At 65.7% G+C, this 15,615-nt stretch carries 15 protein-coding genes; 9 read left to right on the plus strand and 6 right to left on the minus strand.

The window, feature by feature from the left end:
- Positions 1–63 precede the first annotated feature (63 nt).
- The 5 genes from LV28_RS33160 to LV28_RS33180 form a co-directional block, all read right to left on the minus strand.
- Positions 64–2,451, minus strand: a complete 2,388-nt coding sequence (locus LV28_RS33160; RefSeq protein WP_038617940.1) for an acetamidase/formamidase family protein — start codon at positions 2,449–2,451, stop codon at positions 64–66.
- A 108-nt stretch (positions 2,452–2,559) separates the two neighbouring features.
- Positions 2,560–2,751 (minus strand): XapX domain-containing protein, encoded by a 192-nt coding sequence (locus LV28_RS33165; protein WP_023595377.1) that lies wholly within the window; start codon positions 2,749–2,751, stop codon positions 2,560–2,562.
- A 10-nt stretch (positions 2,752–2,761) separates the two neighbouring features.
- Positions 2,762–3,001, minus strand: a complete 240-nt coding sequence (locus tag LV28_RS33170) for a XapX domain-containing protein (protein ID WP_048806384.1) — start codon at positions 2,999–3,001, stop codon at positions 2,762–2,764.
- A 47-nt stretch (positions 3,002–3,048) separates the two neighbouring features.
- Positions 3,049–4,077 (minus strand): acetamidase/formamidase family protein, encoded by a 1,029-nt coding sequence (locus LV28_RS33175; RefSeq protein WP_023595379.1) that lies wholly within the window; start codon positions 4,075–4,077, stop codon positions 3,049–3,051.
- A 193-nt stretch (positions 4,078–4,270) separates the two neighbouring features.
- Complete coding sequence (locus LV28_RS33180; RefSeq protein WP_160117955.1) at positions 4,271–5,161, minus strand: LysR substrate-binding domain-containing protein; 891 nt, start codon at positions 5,159–5,161, stop codon at positions 4,271–4,273.
- A gap of 172 nt (positions 5,162–5,333) precedes the next feature.
- Between LV28_RS33180 and LV28_RS33185 the strand changes: the two genes are divergently transcribed.
- From LV28_RS33185 to LV28_RS33220, 8 genes are read left to right on the plus strand one after another with little or no spacing between them, the layout of a single operon-like run.
- Positions 5,334–6,401 (plus strand): ABC transporter substrate-binding protein, encoded by a 1,068-nt coding sequence (locus tag LV28_RS33185; protein WP_023871682.1) that lies wholly within the window; start codon positions 5,334–5,336, stop codon positions 6,399–6,401.
- 22 nt (positions 6,402–6,423) lie between these two features.
- Entirely contained in the window at positions 6,424–7,494 is a 1,071-nt protein-coding gene (locus tag LV28_RS33190; RefSeq protein WP_038617937.1) for an ABC transporter ATP-binding protein, read from the plus strand.
- On the plus strand, positions 7,491–8,429 hold the full coding sequence (locus LV28_RS33195; RefSeq protein ID WP_023595383.1) for an ABC transporter permease: 939 nt from the start codon (positions 7,491–7,493) through the stop codon (positions 8,427–8,429). Before LV28_RS33190 ends, LV28_RS33195 begins: the two co-directional genes overlap by 4 nt.
- 10 nt (positions 8,430–8,439) lie before the next feature.
- The gene (locus LV28_RS33200; RefSeq protein WP_023595384.1) at positions 8,440–9,255 is read left to right on the plus strand and encodes an ABC transporter permease; all 816 of its coding nucleotides are present in this window, start codon (positions 8,440–8,442) and stop codon (positions 9,253–9,255) included.
- A gap of 3 nt (positions 9,256–9,258) precedes the next feature.
- The gene (locus LV28_RS33205; protein WP_038617934.1) at positions 9,259–10,359 is read left to right on the plus strand and encodes an NAD(P)/FAD-dependent oxidoreductase; all 1,101 of its coding nucleotides are present in this window, start codon (positions 9,259–9,261) and stop codon (positions 10,357–10,359) included.
- Complete coding sequence (locus LV28_RS33210; protein WP_023595386.1) at positions 10,337–10,645, plus strand: (2Fe-2S)-binding protein; 309 nt, start codon at positions 10,337–10,339, stop codon at positions 10,643–10,645. Before LV28_RS33205 ends, LV28_RS33210 begins: the two co-directional genes overlap by 23 nt.
- Positions 10,642–12,075: an FAD/NAD(P)-dependent oxidoreductase gene (locus LV28_RS33215; protein ID WP_023595387.1), complete on the plus strand. Its 1,434-nt coding sequence runs from the start codon at positions 10,642–10,644 to the stop codon at positions 12,073–12,075. Before LV28_RS33210 ends, LV28_RS33215 begins: the two co-directional genes overlap by 4 nt.
- Positions 12,076–12,133: 58 nt before the next feature.
- Positions 12,134–12,490, plus strand: a complete 357-nt coding sequence (locus tag LV28_RS33220) for a RidA family protein (RefSeq protein WP_023595388.1) — start codon at positions 12,134–12,136, stop codon at positions 12,488–12,490.
- Between the two features lie 145 nt (positions 12,491–12,635).
- Here the strand turns inward: LV28_RS33220 and panV are convergent, their stop codons facing one another.
- Positions 12,636–13,307 (minus strand): pandorabactin biosynthesis transcriptional regulator PanV, encoded by a 672-nt coding sequence (panV, locus tag LV28_RS33225; RefSeq protein ID WP_023595389.1) that lies wholly within the window; start codon positions 13,305–13,307, stop codon positions 12,636–12,638.
- Between the two features lie 327 nt (positions 13,308–13,634).
- On the opposite strand from panV, the gene LV28_RS33230 reads away from it, so the two are divergent.
- Positions 13,635–15,608: an AMP-dependent synthetase/ligase gene (locus LV28_RS33230; protein WP_023871679.1), complete on the plus strand. Its 1,974-nt coding sequence runs from the start codon at positions 13,635–13,637 to the stop codon at positions 15,606–15,608.
- Positions 15,609–15,615 lie beyond the last annotated feature (7 nt).

Genomic DNA, 15,615 nt, shown 5'->3' on the forward strand with positions numbered 1-15,615 from the left:
CCGCTCGAATATCCGGAAGCCGGCGGTCTCCCGTCCGCTTGCCGGTGGCCATGGCGAGAACGGTCACTGATCGAGGAACATCCTTTTTCGAATGATGGCGTGCACGCCCCAGTTACCGTTCACGACCTGCGTCACGCCGAAATCGACGGCGATCGAGAGGATCGCGGTAGCTTCGTCTTCGGTGAGGCGCTTGACCTGCATGAGGAATCGGCGCGCCTTCAGGAAGGCGTCGCGCAGCGCGCTGTCCAGCGTCGATTTCATGTAGATCTGGCTCTGGGCCTTCTGGCCGAGTTCGGCCAGGTGGTTGGGCGAGCTGAAGCCGTGAATGATCCACTCCGTGGGCGTTTCGACGAGCGGGTAGGTCAGGTCGGCATACGGCGCGCTCGCCTCGATGGCGGCCTTCTTGTGAAGGATCAACTGGACGTTGCCCGTCAATGAGCATTCGATGGCGGTGCCGCCCAGTTCGGCGTCGCCCTGCGACGCGTGCGGGTCGCCGATCGACAGCAGCGCGCCGGGCACGGCGACCTTGAGGAACACGCTTGCGCCGCGCGTCACGCGCCAATTGTCGAGATTGCCCGCGTAGCTCGAAGGCGGGATCGAATCGATCAGGCCGTCCTGCGCCGGTGCCACGGCCAGCACGCCAAAGTGTGGGCGCAGCGGAATTTCCACGTTCCTGAGCGTGCGGTGGTTCTTTGTGATGCGGGTGTGATCGACCGGCACCCCGGGGTAATCGATGGTCGGATGCACGACGCCAAACGGGTCTTGCTGCGGTGTCCAGCGAAAGCTGTAGAGGGCGCGGGCCACATCGCCGTCGCCGTCTTCGTGACAGTCGATCTCGAACACGGTCACGACTTCGCGCTCGCGCGGCAGCGTGAGCATGTCCTGATAGTGAAAGCCCCACCAAGTCGACGCATGACTGCCGAACGCCTTGCCCGCGTAGTCAGGGTTGGCGCTCGGCCGTGGGCGCAGATCGAGGATGCGGACCTCCAGCACGTCGCCCGGCATGGCGTCCTCCACGGCGATCGGGCCGGTGCAGATGTGCACGCCGAACCCTTCGCCGGCGCCGCGTCCGTACACGGAGGCATCCATCGGGCCGGCGCCGCGACGATCCACATTCTTCTGCGTGGCGGTCCAGTGGAACACGCTCTGCGCGCCCGGATCGCCCTGGATCATGCGCTCCCAGTCGTCCGTCGCGTGCTGCGTCAGCGTTTCTACGGTCACCGTGTCCCCGGAGCGCACGGTCAGTACGGGCGGCAGGTCGTGGCTCAGATAACCCCAATGCACGGTGTCGCACGTGGCGCGCAGGTAATGGTGCCGACCGTCGTCGTGCGGCACGGCACGGTATGGGTCGATATCGGCCGCGCAAGACGCTTCGACGTCTTCGCCTTCGTCGTTGCCGACACGTTGTTCGGCACGCGCGACAGCCTGCGCGCGTTGGGCGATTCCGGCCGGCACGTCGGGATGCCCGCGTGAGATGCGCGCACGTTGCGGCAGCGCCCGCGCGCGCATCGCCTGGTCGCGGCTGGCTTTCGGCGAGAGTCCGAACCGCTCGCGAAACGCCTGGCTGAAATACGATGGATCGTTGAATCCCCACCGGTAGCAGATGTCGGAGACCGACAACTGATCGTAGGCCGGGTTGTGCAAGTCGGCAAAACAGCGCTGCAACCGGCTGTGCCGCAGATACGACGAGAAGCTGTGGCCGGACCCTTCGAACAGCTTGCGCAGATATCGATCCGAGACGTGTTCGTCCCTTGCGATGGCGCACAGCGAGAGATCGGGTTCGGCAAGGCGCGCCTGAATGCGATGGCAGATGCGCTCGAACGCGATGGCACGGGAAGTCGAAAGTCCCGGAGCGGCCTGCGGCTTGACGGCGGCCAACGCCGACGCAAGGCATTCGAGGATGACGCTCTCGACCGGCGCGAGCACATGCGGGTCGGCGTCCTGCATCGATTCGAGCCTGGCGGCCAGTCCGCCGAGCAGTCCGCCGAACAGCGGCGCAACGCCCGCGGGCAGCTTGCACGTGTGCACGGGCGGCGCGCTGCCCAGGCGCGGCGCGATCAGCGCGTGCCGCACGTGTACCGAGACGAGACGAAACGGTGTGCTCGCCACCAGGTCGGCGCTTTCGTTACCGGGGATGCAGGCGATGTCGCCGGCCGCGAGCCGCTCGCCGTCACGGGTGCCTGGTCCGGACAACTCGGCCTGTCCGTCGAGCAGCATGATAAGCAGGAAGCCACGTTCTCCGCCCGCGCGCGCGGTGACGATCTGCGGCGTTGACGCAATGACGGACAGCTCGATACCAGCCGGCGTGCGATGCGTGAGCAACGTGCCATGCAGCGGCTGCCCCGGTGTGGGCGAGCGAAAGTGCAGGCGCGCGTCGAGCAGACGTGCCTGCCATGCCGGCCCGCGCTGATCGTGGGCGTAGGACTCGGTGGAAAAGTGCGCGCGATCCAAAACCCGGCCTCCTTCGGAAAGTGCCGGCGACGCGGCCCCGGCGCCGACGTCCTGCAATCACACATCGGGCGCCGGGGACGTCGCTCAGGCGTCAATAGTGCAAGGGTGTCAGCCGATGTGCAACTGCCCCCGCATGGCGGCGACGAAAACGAAGCCGACGAATGTGCCGACGATGGCGAAGATGCCCCCGAGTACGTTCGGCGCCGGAATCGGTGCGCGCACGCTCGTGTAGAGCACCCCCGTCACCAGTCCCACGGCCGCGGCTTGCAGTTCGGTGGCGCCCAGCGTGATTTCGACCATGGCAGCCTCCTCACGAAGCACGCGCCGAACCGACGCCGGGCGAGCCGTCGGCCGGCGGGCGTCCGAAGGTGACCGAGCGGCGCCGCGCGTTCACGATCAGATAACCCAGGTACGTGAAGATGATGGCGAAAATGCCGCCGAGTACGTTCGGCGCGGGAATCGGCAAATCGAGCCACGAATAGAGCGTGCCGGTCACCAGTCCGACGATCAGGGCCACAAGCTCGTTGCGCCCGACATAGACATATTGCATGGAAGGACCTCCTGTTGCCGCGGGCGGGGATGGGCCGCCCGCGACGTTCATGACTTCGACGATTTGGGCGGGAACATGCTGCGCGGCATGGTGCAGTGCACCCCCTGGGTGCCGTCGACCACCTGCGTGACCCCGAAATCCGCCGCCACGCTCATGAGCGAATAGGCGTCGTCGCGCGACAGGCCCTGTTGGTCCGTGAGCAGATGGATCATGTCGCGCGCGGCGTTCTTGCCCGCTTCGTCAAGATCCTGGTGGAAGCCGTGCACGATCCAGACGTCGGGTGTTTCCAGCAGGGGCGACGGGAACTCGAAGTCCTTGCGCAGCACGACCTGGAACAACACGTTGAGCGACGCCTCGATGGCGGTGCCGCTGATCTCTCCGTCGCCCTGCGAGATGTGGGGGTCACCGATGGAGAAGAGGCCACCGTCGACCTGGACCTTGTAATACATGGTCGCGCCGGCGCCGATACGCCAGTTGTCGATATTGCCGCCATGCAGGCCGGGCTCGACGGTCGAGACGCGGCCCTGAGCGTCGGGTGCGACGCCCGCCGTACCCAAGTGCGGGCGCACCGGCACGCGCACGCCGGCGAGCGCCGGTTCCTTGCAGCATTCGCGATGATCGACGACCTTGCCCGGCGTGGTGAGCTTGCCCGGATAGTCGAACGCGAACAACGCATGGGCGGTGTTCGAGCTGTTGTCGAGCTCGTAGATCGTCACGCGCTCCTTCTTGAAGTCCTCGTACAACTGCCCCCAGTGCGCCGCGACGTTGGCGCCGAAGCGAAAGCGCGGGATCATCTGGAGGTAGCGCACTTCGAGCATGTCGCCCGGCTTGGCGCCTTCCACGTAGATCGGACCGGTCATGATGTGCACGCCGGGATTGCGATCCTCGTGGGGAATCTTGTCGTAGATGGCGCGAACGGCGTCGTCCATCATCAGATCGGGCGCGTCGCCCGCATGATGGGTGACCGCCTCGGCGCGGATGAAGTCCCCGCTCTTGATGGTCAGTGCCGGTTTCTGAGTCGCGTTGAAGTAGCCCCAGTGCACTGTCTCGGGCGTTGCGCGAAGGTCGTGAAGCATGCCGTGTCTCCTGAGAATTTTTGTCTGACTGCCGCAAACCGTGTTCACGGTGAAGTCATGGTAGTGCCCGACAAAATGCACAATTAGGAGCGTTTGACATCTTCTCTGTTGCTGGGAGGAACTAACGTTTACCCCCGATACCACTGATGTCCCGATCGGCAAAGGCAACGCCGCGGCGGATCGACCGTCGGTCTCAGGTGCCGAACTGGGCGATCATGCGCTGCTTCGTGTACGCCACGAAGGCCGTCGCCAGTTGCGATGGCGGGTGCTGGTTCGACGTGACGAGCGAGAAGCCCGAGTGCACCGTGGGCTCGAACGGTTTGACGACCACGCGGCGCGCCGCATAAGTGGCGGTGATCTGATCGATGATCGCCACGCCGGCGCCGTGCTCCACGAGCACGCAAATCGCCGCCGACAACTGCGACTCCGCCGACATCACCCGGTCGATCTGGCGCTCGGCGAAGATCCGGTCGATGTACATGCGCCCGTCGAACTCCTTCGGATAGGAGACGAACGACTCGTTGTGCAGGTCCTCCGGGTAAATCACGTCGCGGGACGCCAACCGATGCCCGCGCGGCAGGATGCAGCGCATGGGCGCGCGGTGCAGCGGCTCGATGTCCACGCCCGCGTGCGTGAGCGGATGGGCGATGAAGCCCACGTCGCACCGCCGCCCGACCACCATGTCCACCACGATGCTCGACGCGTGGATGAGCAGCGTCGTGCTGATGCCGGGGTGCTCGCGCATGAACCCGGTGAGCGTGGTCGGCAAGAACTCGAGCGCGAGCGCCGGCGCCCCGGCGATGTGCAGCGAGCCGCGCCGCAACGACTTGATCTGCTCGGCCGTTTGCGCAATGCGATCGATCCCGGCGAACGAACGCTCCACCTCTTCGAATAACACCATCGCCTCGGGTGTCGGATTCAACCGGCCGTTGATCCGGTCGAATAAGGAAAACCCTACGTCGGTCTCCAGATCGTTGATCAGACGCGTGACCGCCGGCTGCGAGATATGAAGCATGTCAGCCGCGCGCGTGACCGTCTGGCGCAGGATCAGCGCACGAAATGCCTCCAGTTGCCGAATCTTCATCGAATCCTCGCAAGGCTCGCCCATAACATTTGCGTATGGGTGGGTAAAAAAATGTGATTTGACCGTGGGCGAGTCGAAAATGACCCTACGAAAACAACGCAACAGTTTGAGTTTTTCTCGTAATACCGGCCCATAACATCACATAACACCGCTTCACGCAAGGAGCCTCTCGATGAAGACTGTCGTTCCCCAAACCCTTCGCAAACTCCGTCGCACCGCCGTCCTGTCGGCTGGCGTGGCTGCATTCGTATTCGGCGCTTGCCCCGCCCACGCCGACACCACGCTTTACGTCGGCGCCTACGGCGGCTCGTTCGAGCAGATGCTCAAGAAGGACATCATTCCGGGCTTTGAAAAGGCGAACCCCGGCACGAAGGTGGTGATCGTGCCCGGCGATTCGACAACGACACTCGCGAAGCTTCAGGCACAGAAGGGCAAGGCCGGCATGGACGTGGTTTTCCTCGATGACGGTCCGATGTATCAGGCGATCCAGATGGGGTTCTGCGGCAAGCTCGCCGACGCGCCGATCTATCACGATCTGTACGACATCGCGAAGTTCAAGAGCGGCAACGCGGTGGCCGCGGGCCTGATCGCCACGGGCATCGCCTACAACACGCGTCTGTTCCAGGCCAAGGGCTGGCCCGCGCCGACCTCGTGGAAGGAACTGTCCGACCCGAAGTACAAGGGCAAGCTCGTGATGCCGAGCATCAAGAACACCTATGGCCTGCATGCGCTGATCGTCGAGTCGAAGCTCAACGGCGGCAGCGACGCCAACATCGAGCCGGGTTTCCGCGAGATGGAGAAGATCGCGCCGAACGTGCTGTCTTTCGATCCGTCGCCGGGCAAGATCGCCGAGCTGTTCCAGTCTGACGAGGTTGCGATCGCGGTGTGGGGCAACGGCCGTGTCCAGGCCTTGCGCCAGCAGGGCATTCCGGTGGAGTTCGTCTACCCGAAGGAGGGCGCCGTCGCGCTCGCCATGGGGATGTGCGTGGTGGACAAGTCGGCCAACGACGCGCTCGCGCAGAAGTTCGTGCAGATGATTCTCACCCCGCAGACCCAGGCGCTGCTCGCCGAGAGCCAGGGCGTGGCGCCGTCCAACAAGAAGACGCAGTTGTCGATGGCGGTGGCCGCGCGCGTGCCCTCGCCGGCGCAGATCGACAAGCTCGTGCGCGTGGACTGGGACGTCGTGAACGCCAAGCGCGCGGAATGGACGCAGCGCTGGAACCGTCAGATCGAGCGCTGAGCGCAAGGAGACCCCAGGCGTCATGAGCACCTGCACCCCATATTTGCGTCTCGAGCAACTCGGCAAGCGTTACGGTGAAACGGCGGCGGTCGAAGGCGTCGACCTGTCGATCGCGCAGGGGGAGTTCATCTCCCTGCTCGGGCCGTCCGGCTGCGGCAAGACGACCACGCTGCAGATGATCGCGGGCTTCGTGGCACCGAGCACCGGTCGCATTCTGCTCGAAGGTCGCGATCTCACGCCGGTGCCGCCGGAAAAGCGCGGGCTCGGCATCGTGTTTCAGAGCTACGCGCTGTTCCCGCACATGACGGTGGCGCAGAACGTGGCGTTCGGTCTGGACATGCGCCGCGTGGACCCGGGCGAGAAGCGGCGTCGCGTGCAGGACGCGCTGGATCTGGTGCATCTCGGTGCGCACGCGGGCCGCTATCCGCGCGAGCTATCGGGCGGGCAGCGTCAGCGCGTGGCGCTGGCGCGTGCGCTGGTCATCGCGCCGCCGGTGCTGCTGCTCGACGAGCCTCTGTCCAATCTCGACGCGAAGCTGCGCGAACAGATGCAGGACGAGTTGCGCGCCATTCAGCGCCAGGTCGGCACGACCACCATCATGGTGACGCACGATCAGGCGGAGGCGCTGGCGATCAGCGATCGGGTAGTGCTGCTCAATGCCGGCCGGGTCGTTCGCATCGACACGCCGCATGACGTCTACGAAGACCCGCGCGCCACATTCGCCGCGCATTTCATCGGGCAGACCAATCTCATCACTGGCCAGCTCGACGTGCGCGGCGACGTGGCGGTGCTCGACGCTCAGGGGCATCGGCTTGCCGTCACGGCCGCGCATGCGACGGCCGCGGGCGGACCGGCGACGTTCAGCCTGCGTCCCGAGCGCATCCGTCTCACGTCGGCGACGGCGGGGCGGGTGGCCGGACGCGTGGGCCAGCGCAGCTTCCATGGCAATCACTGGGTCATCACGGTGGCAACGGCGCTTGGCGAGTTGCGTGTGCTCGTGTCCAACGACGGCGTGGCGGCGGCCAACGATGGCGACGCCGTCGGGCTCGACTGGGCCGACGACGCGCTGCGTCTCGTGAGGGAGGGCGCATGAACGCCGCAACCTCCACGCCTCCGGGCACGCCCGCCGTGCGGCAAGGAAAGGCGTCGCCGACGGTTTCGCCCGAGGCCGCCGGTCAGCGTCGCGCCGCATGGTCGCTGGTCATGCCCGCCACCCTGTACTTTCTCGTGCTGCTGGCGGTGCCGCTGGTGCTCACGTTCGTGTTGAGCCTGCACGGCTTCGATCCGAACAGCGGCGGCATCCTGCCCACGGTGTCGCTGCAGCATTACGTCGACATTCTCACCGACAGCTACTTCTACGAAATCTTCCTGCGCACGTTGCTCCTGTCGGTGGGCGTGACGCTGCTTTGCGTGCTGATCGGCGTGCCGGAGGCGTACTTCCTCTTTCGCATGCGCGATCCGTGGCGCTCGCTGTGCCTGGTGCTGGTGCTCGGGCCGCTGCTGATCTCCGTCGTGGTGCGCACGCTGGGCTGGTCGATCCTGCTGGGCCGCGAGGGGCTGGTGAACCTGGTGCTCACCAAGCTCGGACTGATCGCGCATCCCTTGCAGATGCTGTTCACGATGGGCGCGGTCACGGTGGCGCTCGTGCATGTGCTCGTACCGCTCATGGTGTTGTCGGTATGGACCTCGCTCACGCGGCTGGACCCCGCGGTCTCGCACGCGGCGCGTTCGTTGGGGGCGGGGCGGGCGACCGTGATGTGGCGCGTCGTGTTGCCGCAGATCACGCCGGGCATCCTGTCGGGCAGTCTCATCGTGTTCGCCCTGACGGCCAGCGCATTTGCCACGCCGGCACTCATCGGCGGACGTCGCCTCAAGGTCGTGGCGACCACGGCGTACGACGAGTTCCTCGGCACGCTGAACTGGCCGCTTGGGGCCGCCATCGCGATCGTGCTGCTGATCGTCAACGTGGCGATCATCAGCGGCTACAACCGTGCGCTCGAAAAGCGCTTCACGCGCCGGCTCGGCTGAGGGAGGGACGATGAACCGACAAGATCCTCAGTACGACCGCAATGGTCTCGGGGCCATGGTGTTCCATGGGCTGTTCCTGCTTTTCATTCTGGCGCCGCTGGTCGTGGTTTGCCTGGTCGCCTTCACGCCCGACAACTTCCTCTCGATCCCGACACAGCACTTCTCGTTGCGCTGGTTCGCGTCGCTCATGGACGACGAGGACTTCCAGTCGGCGTTGCGCACGAGCCTTTGGCTCGGGGTGGCGTCGGCGAGCGTGTCGACCGCGCTGGCCGTGCCCGCGGCGATGGGGCTTGCACGCTACCGTTTCCCGGGGCGCGATGCGATCAATTCGTTCCTGCTCTCGCCGCTGATGATTCCGCCGGTGGTGCTGGGCATCGCGTTCCTGCGACTGTTCACGTTGCTCGACATGGGCGGATCGTTCGTGAGCCTGGTGGCGTGCCATGCGTTGCTCATCTTCCCTTACGCGTTGCGGCTGATCATGGCGGCGCTGGTGGGGCAGGCGGACGAAGCCGAACGCGCGGCGCGCTCGCTCGGCGCCGGGCGCTGGACCACGTTCCGTCGCGTCACGCTGCCGGCGATCCTGCCGGGGGTCGCGGGCGGGTGGGTACTGGCGTTCATCAACAGCTTCGACGAGTTGACGGCCACGATCTTCGTGACGTCGCCCACGACGATCACGCTGCCGGTGCGCATCTACATGAACATGAGCGAGACGGTCGATCCGAGCGTGGCGGCGATCTCCACGCTGCTCATCGGACTGACGCTGGCGGTGATGCTGGTGCTCGACCGTATCTACGGATTGAACAAGGTTCTGGTTGGAAATCACTAAAACATGCAAAAGACATACGATATCGCCGTCATCGGCGGCGGCCTCGTCGGCATGGCGATAGCCTACGGACTCGTCAAGCGCGGACAACGCGTGGTCGTGTGCGATGGCGAAGACAATTCGCTGCGCGCCGCGCGAGGCAACTTCGGGCTTGTCTGGGTGCAGGGCAAGGGCGCCACGTGCACCGATTACGCCCGCTGGTCGCTGCACTCCGCCAACACATGGCAGGGGTTCGCCGACGAGTTGTTCGCCCGCACCGGCGTGTCCGTCGGGTTCGAGCGGCCCGGAGGCTTCAATATCGCGCAAACGCCCGAAGAGCTGGCGATCAAGGTCGAGAGCATGCGCAAGCTGCAGGAGTCGGAGCCCGCGCTCGCGTACGACGTGCTCGATCACGAGGCGCTGGCCGAGCGGCTGCCGGCGATCGGCGCGGACGTGGCGGGCGCCATCTATTCGCCCAACGACGGTCACGTGAGCCCGCTCTATACACTGCGTGCGCTGTTCGACGCGTTCGAGCAGGCCGGCGGAGAGTATGCGCCGAACGTGCGTGTGACCGATATTCGCCAGGTGGGCAGTGCGTTTCGCGTGAGCATGGGCGACATGTCGCTGGAGGCCGGGCGCGTGGTACTCGCCGCCGGGCTCGGCAATCGCGACCTCGCCCCGATGGTGGGGCTCTCGGCGCCCGTCAAGCCGCTGCGCGGACAGATTCTCGTCACCGAGCGGGTCAAGCGATTTCTCGACTACCCCACGATCTATGTGCGTCAGACGGTCGAGGGCTCGGTCATGCTGGGCGACTCCGCCGAAGACGTCGGCTTCAACGACGGTGTAACACCGGATGTGCTCGCCGACATCGCCCGCCGCGGCATCGCACCCTTTCCGATTCTCAAGGACGTGCGCGTGGTGCGCGCGTGGGGAGCCCTGCGTGTCATGACGGCCGACGGTCTGCCGATCTACGAGGCCTCCGAGGCTTGCCCCGGTGCCTATCTCGCGACCTGCCATAGCGGCGTGACGCTGGCCGCTGCTCACTGTGAAACCATCGCGCCGTGGATTCTCGGCGCCGAGCGCCCTGCGCTTCTGGATCATTTCTATGCCAAACGTTTCGCTGCTTAAGTCGCTGGCGCGCAAGGATGGCGCGACCGTGCGAATGTTTATCGAAGGCACGCCGCTCGACGTGCCGGCCGACATGAACGTGGCCGCCGCGTTGCTGTTCGCGGGCGTGACGGCGTGCCGTACCACGCCCGTGAGCGGTAGCGATCGTGCACCGTTCTGCATGATGGGGGTGTGCTTCGATTGTCTCGTCGAGATCGACGGCGTGCCGAACCGGCAGGGCTGCATGACGCCCGTGCGTGAAGGCATGCAGGTGCGCCGCATGGATGGCGCGAGGAGTGTCGCATGAGCGTGAAACTTGTGGATTTGTTGGTCATCGGGGCGGGACCGGCGGGACTGGCGGCTGCGCTCGAAGCGAAGCGTCACGGACTCTCGCCGCTCGTCGTCGATGAAAATGCGCTGCCCGGCGGCCAGATCTACCGCAGTGTCAGTCGCTCGCCGCTGGCCGACCCCGGGGTGCTCGGGCCCGACTATCTGCACGGGCGTGCGCTCGTCGATGCATTCATGGCGGCGGGCATCGACTATTGGCCGCAAACGCTCGCCTGGCAGATCGGCGCGGACAAGCGGGTGTCGGTCACGCGCCAGAGCGCGGGCGGCGGCACGTTGCAGATCGAGGCGGGCGCCATCGTGCTCGCCGGCGGTGCGCAGGAGCGGCCGTTCCCGATTCCCGGCTGGACGCTGCCCGGCGTGATGGGCGTCGGGGCTGCGCAAACGCTGCTCAAGGCCTCGGCACTCGTGCCGGACACGCCTGCCGTACTGGCGGGATGCGGGCCGCTCCTTTACCTGTTCGCGTGGCAACTGATCAACGCGGGCGTGCCCGTGCGGGCCATTCTCGACACGGCGCAGGCCGGCGGCCGACGCGAGGCGCTGCGTCATGCCGGCGGTGCGCTCAAGGCGCCGTCGTACCTCATGAAGGGCTTCAAACTGCTGCGCGCGATCCGCGCGGCGGGCGTGCAGCACGTGAAGCATGTCGAGTCGCTGCGCGTGAACGGAACGCAGCGGGCCGAGAGCATCGAGTATGTCGCGGGCGGGCGAACGCTGCGAATCGACACCTCGCTGGTGCTGTTGCATCAGGGCGTGATTCCGAACACGCAGGTCACCCGTTCCATCGGTTGCGAACACCTGTGGGACGAGGCGCAGTTGTGCTGGCGTCCGGAGACGGACGCCTGGGGCGAGACGAGCCTGCCGGGCATTTTCGTGGCAGGCGACGGCGCGGGCATCTCGGGCGCGCTGGCCGCGGAGCCGTCCGGGCGACTGGCCGCGATCCAGGCCGCCGTGAAGCTCGGCAAGCTCGACGGGGCGAAGCGCGACTCGCGTGCGCTGACCCTGCGTCGCGAGCTGGCCTCGCACACCGCCATTCGCCCGTTCCTCGACGCGCTTTATCGTCCGGCAGACAGCTTCCGTGTGCCGCCCGACGACAGCACGATCGTGTGCCGATGCGAGGAGGTGACGGCGGGCGACGTGCGGCGAATGGCGAAGCTCGGCTGCGTTGGCCCGAATCAGACGAAGACATTCTCGCGATGCGGCATGGGACCGTGCCAGGGCCGCTTCTGCGGTCTGACAGTGGCCGAATTGCTGGCGCAGTCGCAGGGATGCGCGGTGCCCGACGTGGGCTATTACCGCATTCGTCCGCCGATCAAGCCGGTAACGCTCGGCGAGCTGGCCGTGGCGGTCGACGCGCCCGAGTTCCTGAGCGAGCGGGCAGGTTTCCCCAAGTAAGCGATGCGGCGTGGCCGCCGCGCGCTTACGCTTTTTATTCTTTCTGGAGATGTAGTCAATGAGCGATATTCAGCGCCATCATACGAACGCACGGATGAGCCGTGTCGTGGTGCATAACGGTACGGTGTACATCGGCGGCCAGACGGCGGACGATCGCAACCAGGACATCACGGGCCAGACGCAACAGGTGCTGGCGAAGATCGACGGCTATCTGAAGGACGCGGGCATCGACAAGTCGCGTCTGCTCTCGGCGCAGGTGTGGCTCAAGGATATCGAATCGGACTTCGCGGGCATGAACGCCGTGTGGGACGCGTGGACGAGCCCCGGCAATACGCCCACACGTGCGACGGTGGAGTCGCGTCTCGCGGCACCGGACCTGCTGGTCGAAATTGCCGTGATCGCCGCGGCGAAGTAAGAGGGCAGACGCATCATCGATGCGTTGCCGGGCCCGCAGCCACCTGCGGGCTTTTTTTCGCATGGTGCCGCGCGGCGCCGGGGCGAGCGCGCCGTCGGCGGCGCCCGAAGGGCAGGCAAGAAGCGCTGGGGCGAGGCCTCGTCCGCTACATCCCGAATTCGCGAAGGCCTTCCAGGTCGAGAATCGTCAGGACACCGTAATCCACCTTCACGAGCCCGGCCTGCTCCAGCACCTTGAGCGCGAGGTTGACCCGCTGGCGCGACACCCCCGCCAGATAGCTAAGCTCCTCCTGTGAAATCTGGACCGTATTGTCGTCGGACGGATACAGGTTCGGGTTGAACATCGACGACAGCGAGCGCGCCACGCGCGCGTCGGTGTCGAGCAGGCGCTCGTGTTCCACGGCCGCGATGAACTGGCCGAGGCGCTCGTTGAGTTGAAGCGTCAGGAAACGGTTGAACGGGATGCTCGTGTCGAGCAGCCAGTCGAACGTGGCAATCGGCATGTGCGCCACGACCGAGTCGCGCAACGCCATCACGTCGTACTTGCGGTTCTCGCGCTTGAGCACCGACCCTTCGCCGAACCACGCACCGGCCGGCACGCCGGTGAACGTCACGGACTTGCCGCTCGCGGAGGCCGTCGCAATCTTCACCAGTCCTTCGATGACACCGAACCAGGCGTGCGACGGGTCACCCTTGCGACACACATACGCACCGCTCTCCACCGGCCGCACCTGAATTTCGGCGACCACGCGCCGGCGCTGCTCCGGTGTCAGTCCTTGCGCCCATGCGCTGCGCTGCAGCAGGGTTTCGAGTGACATATAGGGACTTTCCCTTGATTGTCGTCCTGGTGACAAATCCGCCGTGGGTCATGAGGTATCTTCGCCTTGCCCGATGACGGCCTGGCCCACCCTCATGACGCTGCCGTACGGCGCCGAGGCACCAGTATAGAAGCTGCCCGCCGCCGGGCATAGCCGTCGCCGAAATCGCAGTCTGCGTCAGATCAATTCGAATCGAAGAGGTGTCGACCACAGACGCCCACAGCGTTAGGGATGCGTGCCTGAAAGCCTCACATGCACGCGCGCCGACCGAGCCACGCCACTCCCCCTCGACGAGCGTCGAATGGTGGCGAGACACAGGAGACAGGCATGCAGGAGCGGACCACCTTTCCGCGGTTGTTGCTGGCGCACGCCGCAACGCGCGGCACCCGCACGGCGTATCGGGAAAAAGATCTGGGAATCTGGCAGTGTTGGAGCTGGCAGGAAGCCGCACACGAAGTTCGCATGCTGGCGTGCGCGCTGGCCGCCGCCGGCTTCCGTCGCGGCGACAATCTCGCCATCGTGGGCAACAATCGCGTGCGTTTGTACTGGGCCATGACGGCCGCGCAAGCGCTCGGCGGTGTGGCCGTACCGCTGTACCAGGACGCGGTCGCCGCCGAAATGGTGCACGTCCTCCAGGATGCCGAGATCGATTTCGCCATCGTCGAAGATCAGGAGCAGGTCGACAAGTTGCTGGAACTGCGCGATCAGGTGCCGCGGCTGTCGAACATCATCTACGAAGACCCGCGAGGCCTGCGCGGCTATGACGCCCCGGGTTTGCGCGCCTACGAAGCCGCGCTCGAGCAGGGGCGCGAGTTCAACGCGCGGCATCCCCGCTTTTTCGACGACGCGGTGGCCGCCGGCGATCCCGACGACACCGCCACCATCCTTTACACCTCGGGCACGACCGGCAAGCCCAAGGGGGTGTGCCATTCGCATGCGGGGCTCATCGGTGCGGCGTATCACGGCAGCACCTTCGATCGGCTCGGCCCGGGCGACGAAGTGCTGTCCTATCTGCCGATGGCGTGGGTCGGGGATCATCTCTTCTCGTATGCGCAGGCGCTCGTGGCGGGTTTCACCGTCAATTGCCCCGAGTCGCCCGACACGATCGCCACCGACATGCGCGAGATCGGCCCGACCTACTACTTCGCGCCGCCGCGGGTCTATGAGAACGTGCTCACGCAAGTGATGATCCGCATGGAAGACGCGAGTGGCCTCAAGCGCAGGATGTTCTCGCACTTCATGGACGTGGCCAACCGTTGCGGCGCGGCGGTGCTCGACCGCCGTCCGGTCGCGCTGCTCGATCGCGTTCAGTACGCGATCGGCAATCTCTGCGTGTATGGCCCGCTTCGCAACACGCTCGGCATGAGCCGGATTCGCACCGCCTACACGGCGGGCGAGGCCATCGGCCCCGATCTGTTTCGCTTCTATCGCGCCATCGGCGTGAACCTCAAGCAGTTCTACGGGCAGACGGAGACGTGCGCATACGTCTGCCTGCAACCGGATCGTCAGGTGCGATTCGACAGCGTCGGCCCGGTCGCCCCGGGCATGGAAATCAGGATCGGGGAGAGCGGCGAGGTGCTGGTGCGCGGCGTGGGACTGCTCAAGGCGTACTACAAGCGCCCCGACGCCACGCGCGAGGCGCTGGACGACGACGGCTATTTCCGCACGGGCGATGCCGGCATCATCGACGACGACGGCCACCTGCGCATCATCGATCGCGCCAAGGACGTCGGCAAGCTCGCCTGCGGCTCGCTCTTCGCACCGAAGTACATCGAGAACAAGCTCAAGTTCTTCTCCTACATCAAGGAGGCGGTGGCGTTCGGCGACGGACGCGACGGCGTTTGCGCCTTCATCAATATCGACTTTGACGCCGTGGGCAACTGGGCGGAGCGGCAGAACCTCGCTTACGCCGGCTACATCGACCTGGCTACCCATGCCCGCGTGGCCGAGCTGATCCTCGGTTGCGTGGAATCCGTGAACGCCGATCTCGCCCGGGAAGCCGCCTTTTCATCCGCGCAGATTCAGCGCTTCGTGATCCTGCATAAGGAACTCGATCCCGATGACGACGAGCTCACTCGCACGCGCAAGGTGCGACGCGCATTCATCGCCCAGAAGTACGAGGTACTGGTCGATGCGTTCTATTCCGGCAAGTCGACGCAGTTCATCGAAACGCGCGTGAAGTTCGAGGACGGACGCGAGGGCAGCGTGAGCGCCACGCTCGCGATTCATCCGGCGCGCGTGATCGGCGCCCGGGCCCCCGTCGACGATCCTGCGCCTGTGAAGTTGCGCTGCGCGGCCTGACGCTTTC

The organism is Pandoraea pnomenusa, from assembly GCF_000767615.3.
Lineage (GTDB): Bacteria > Pseudomonadota > Gammaproteobacteria > Burkholderiales > Burkholderiaceae > Pandoraea > Pandoraea pnomenusa.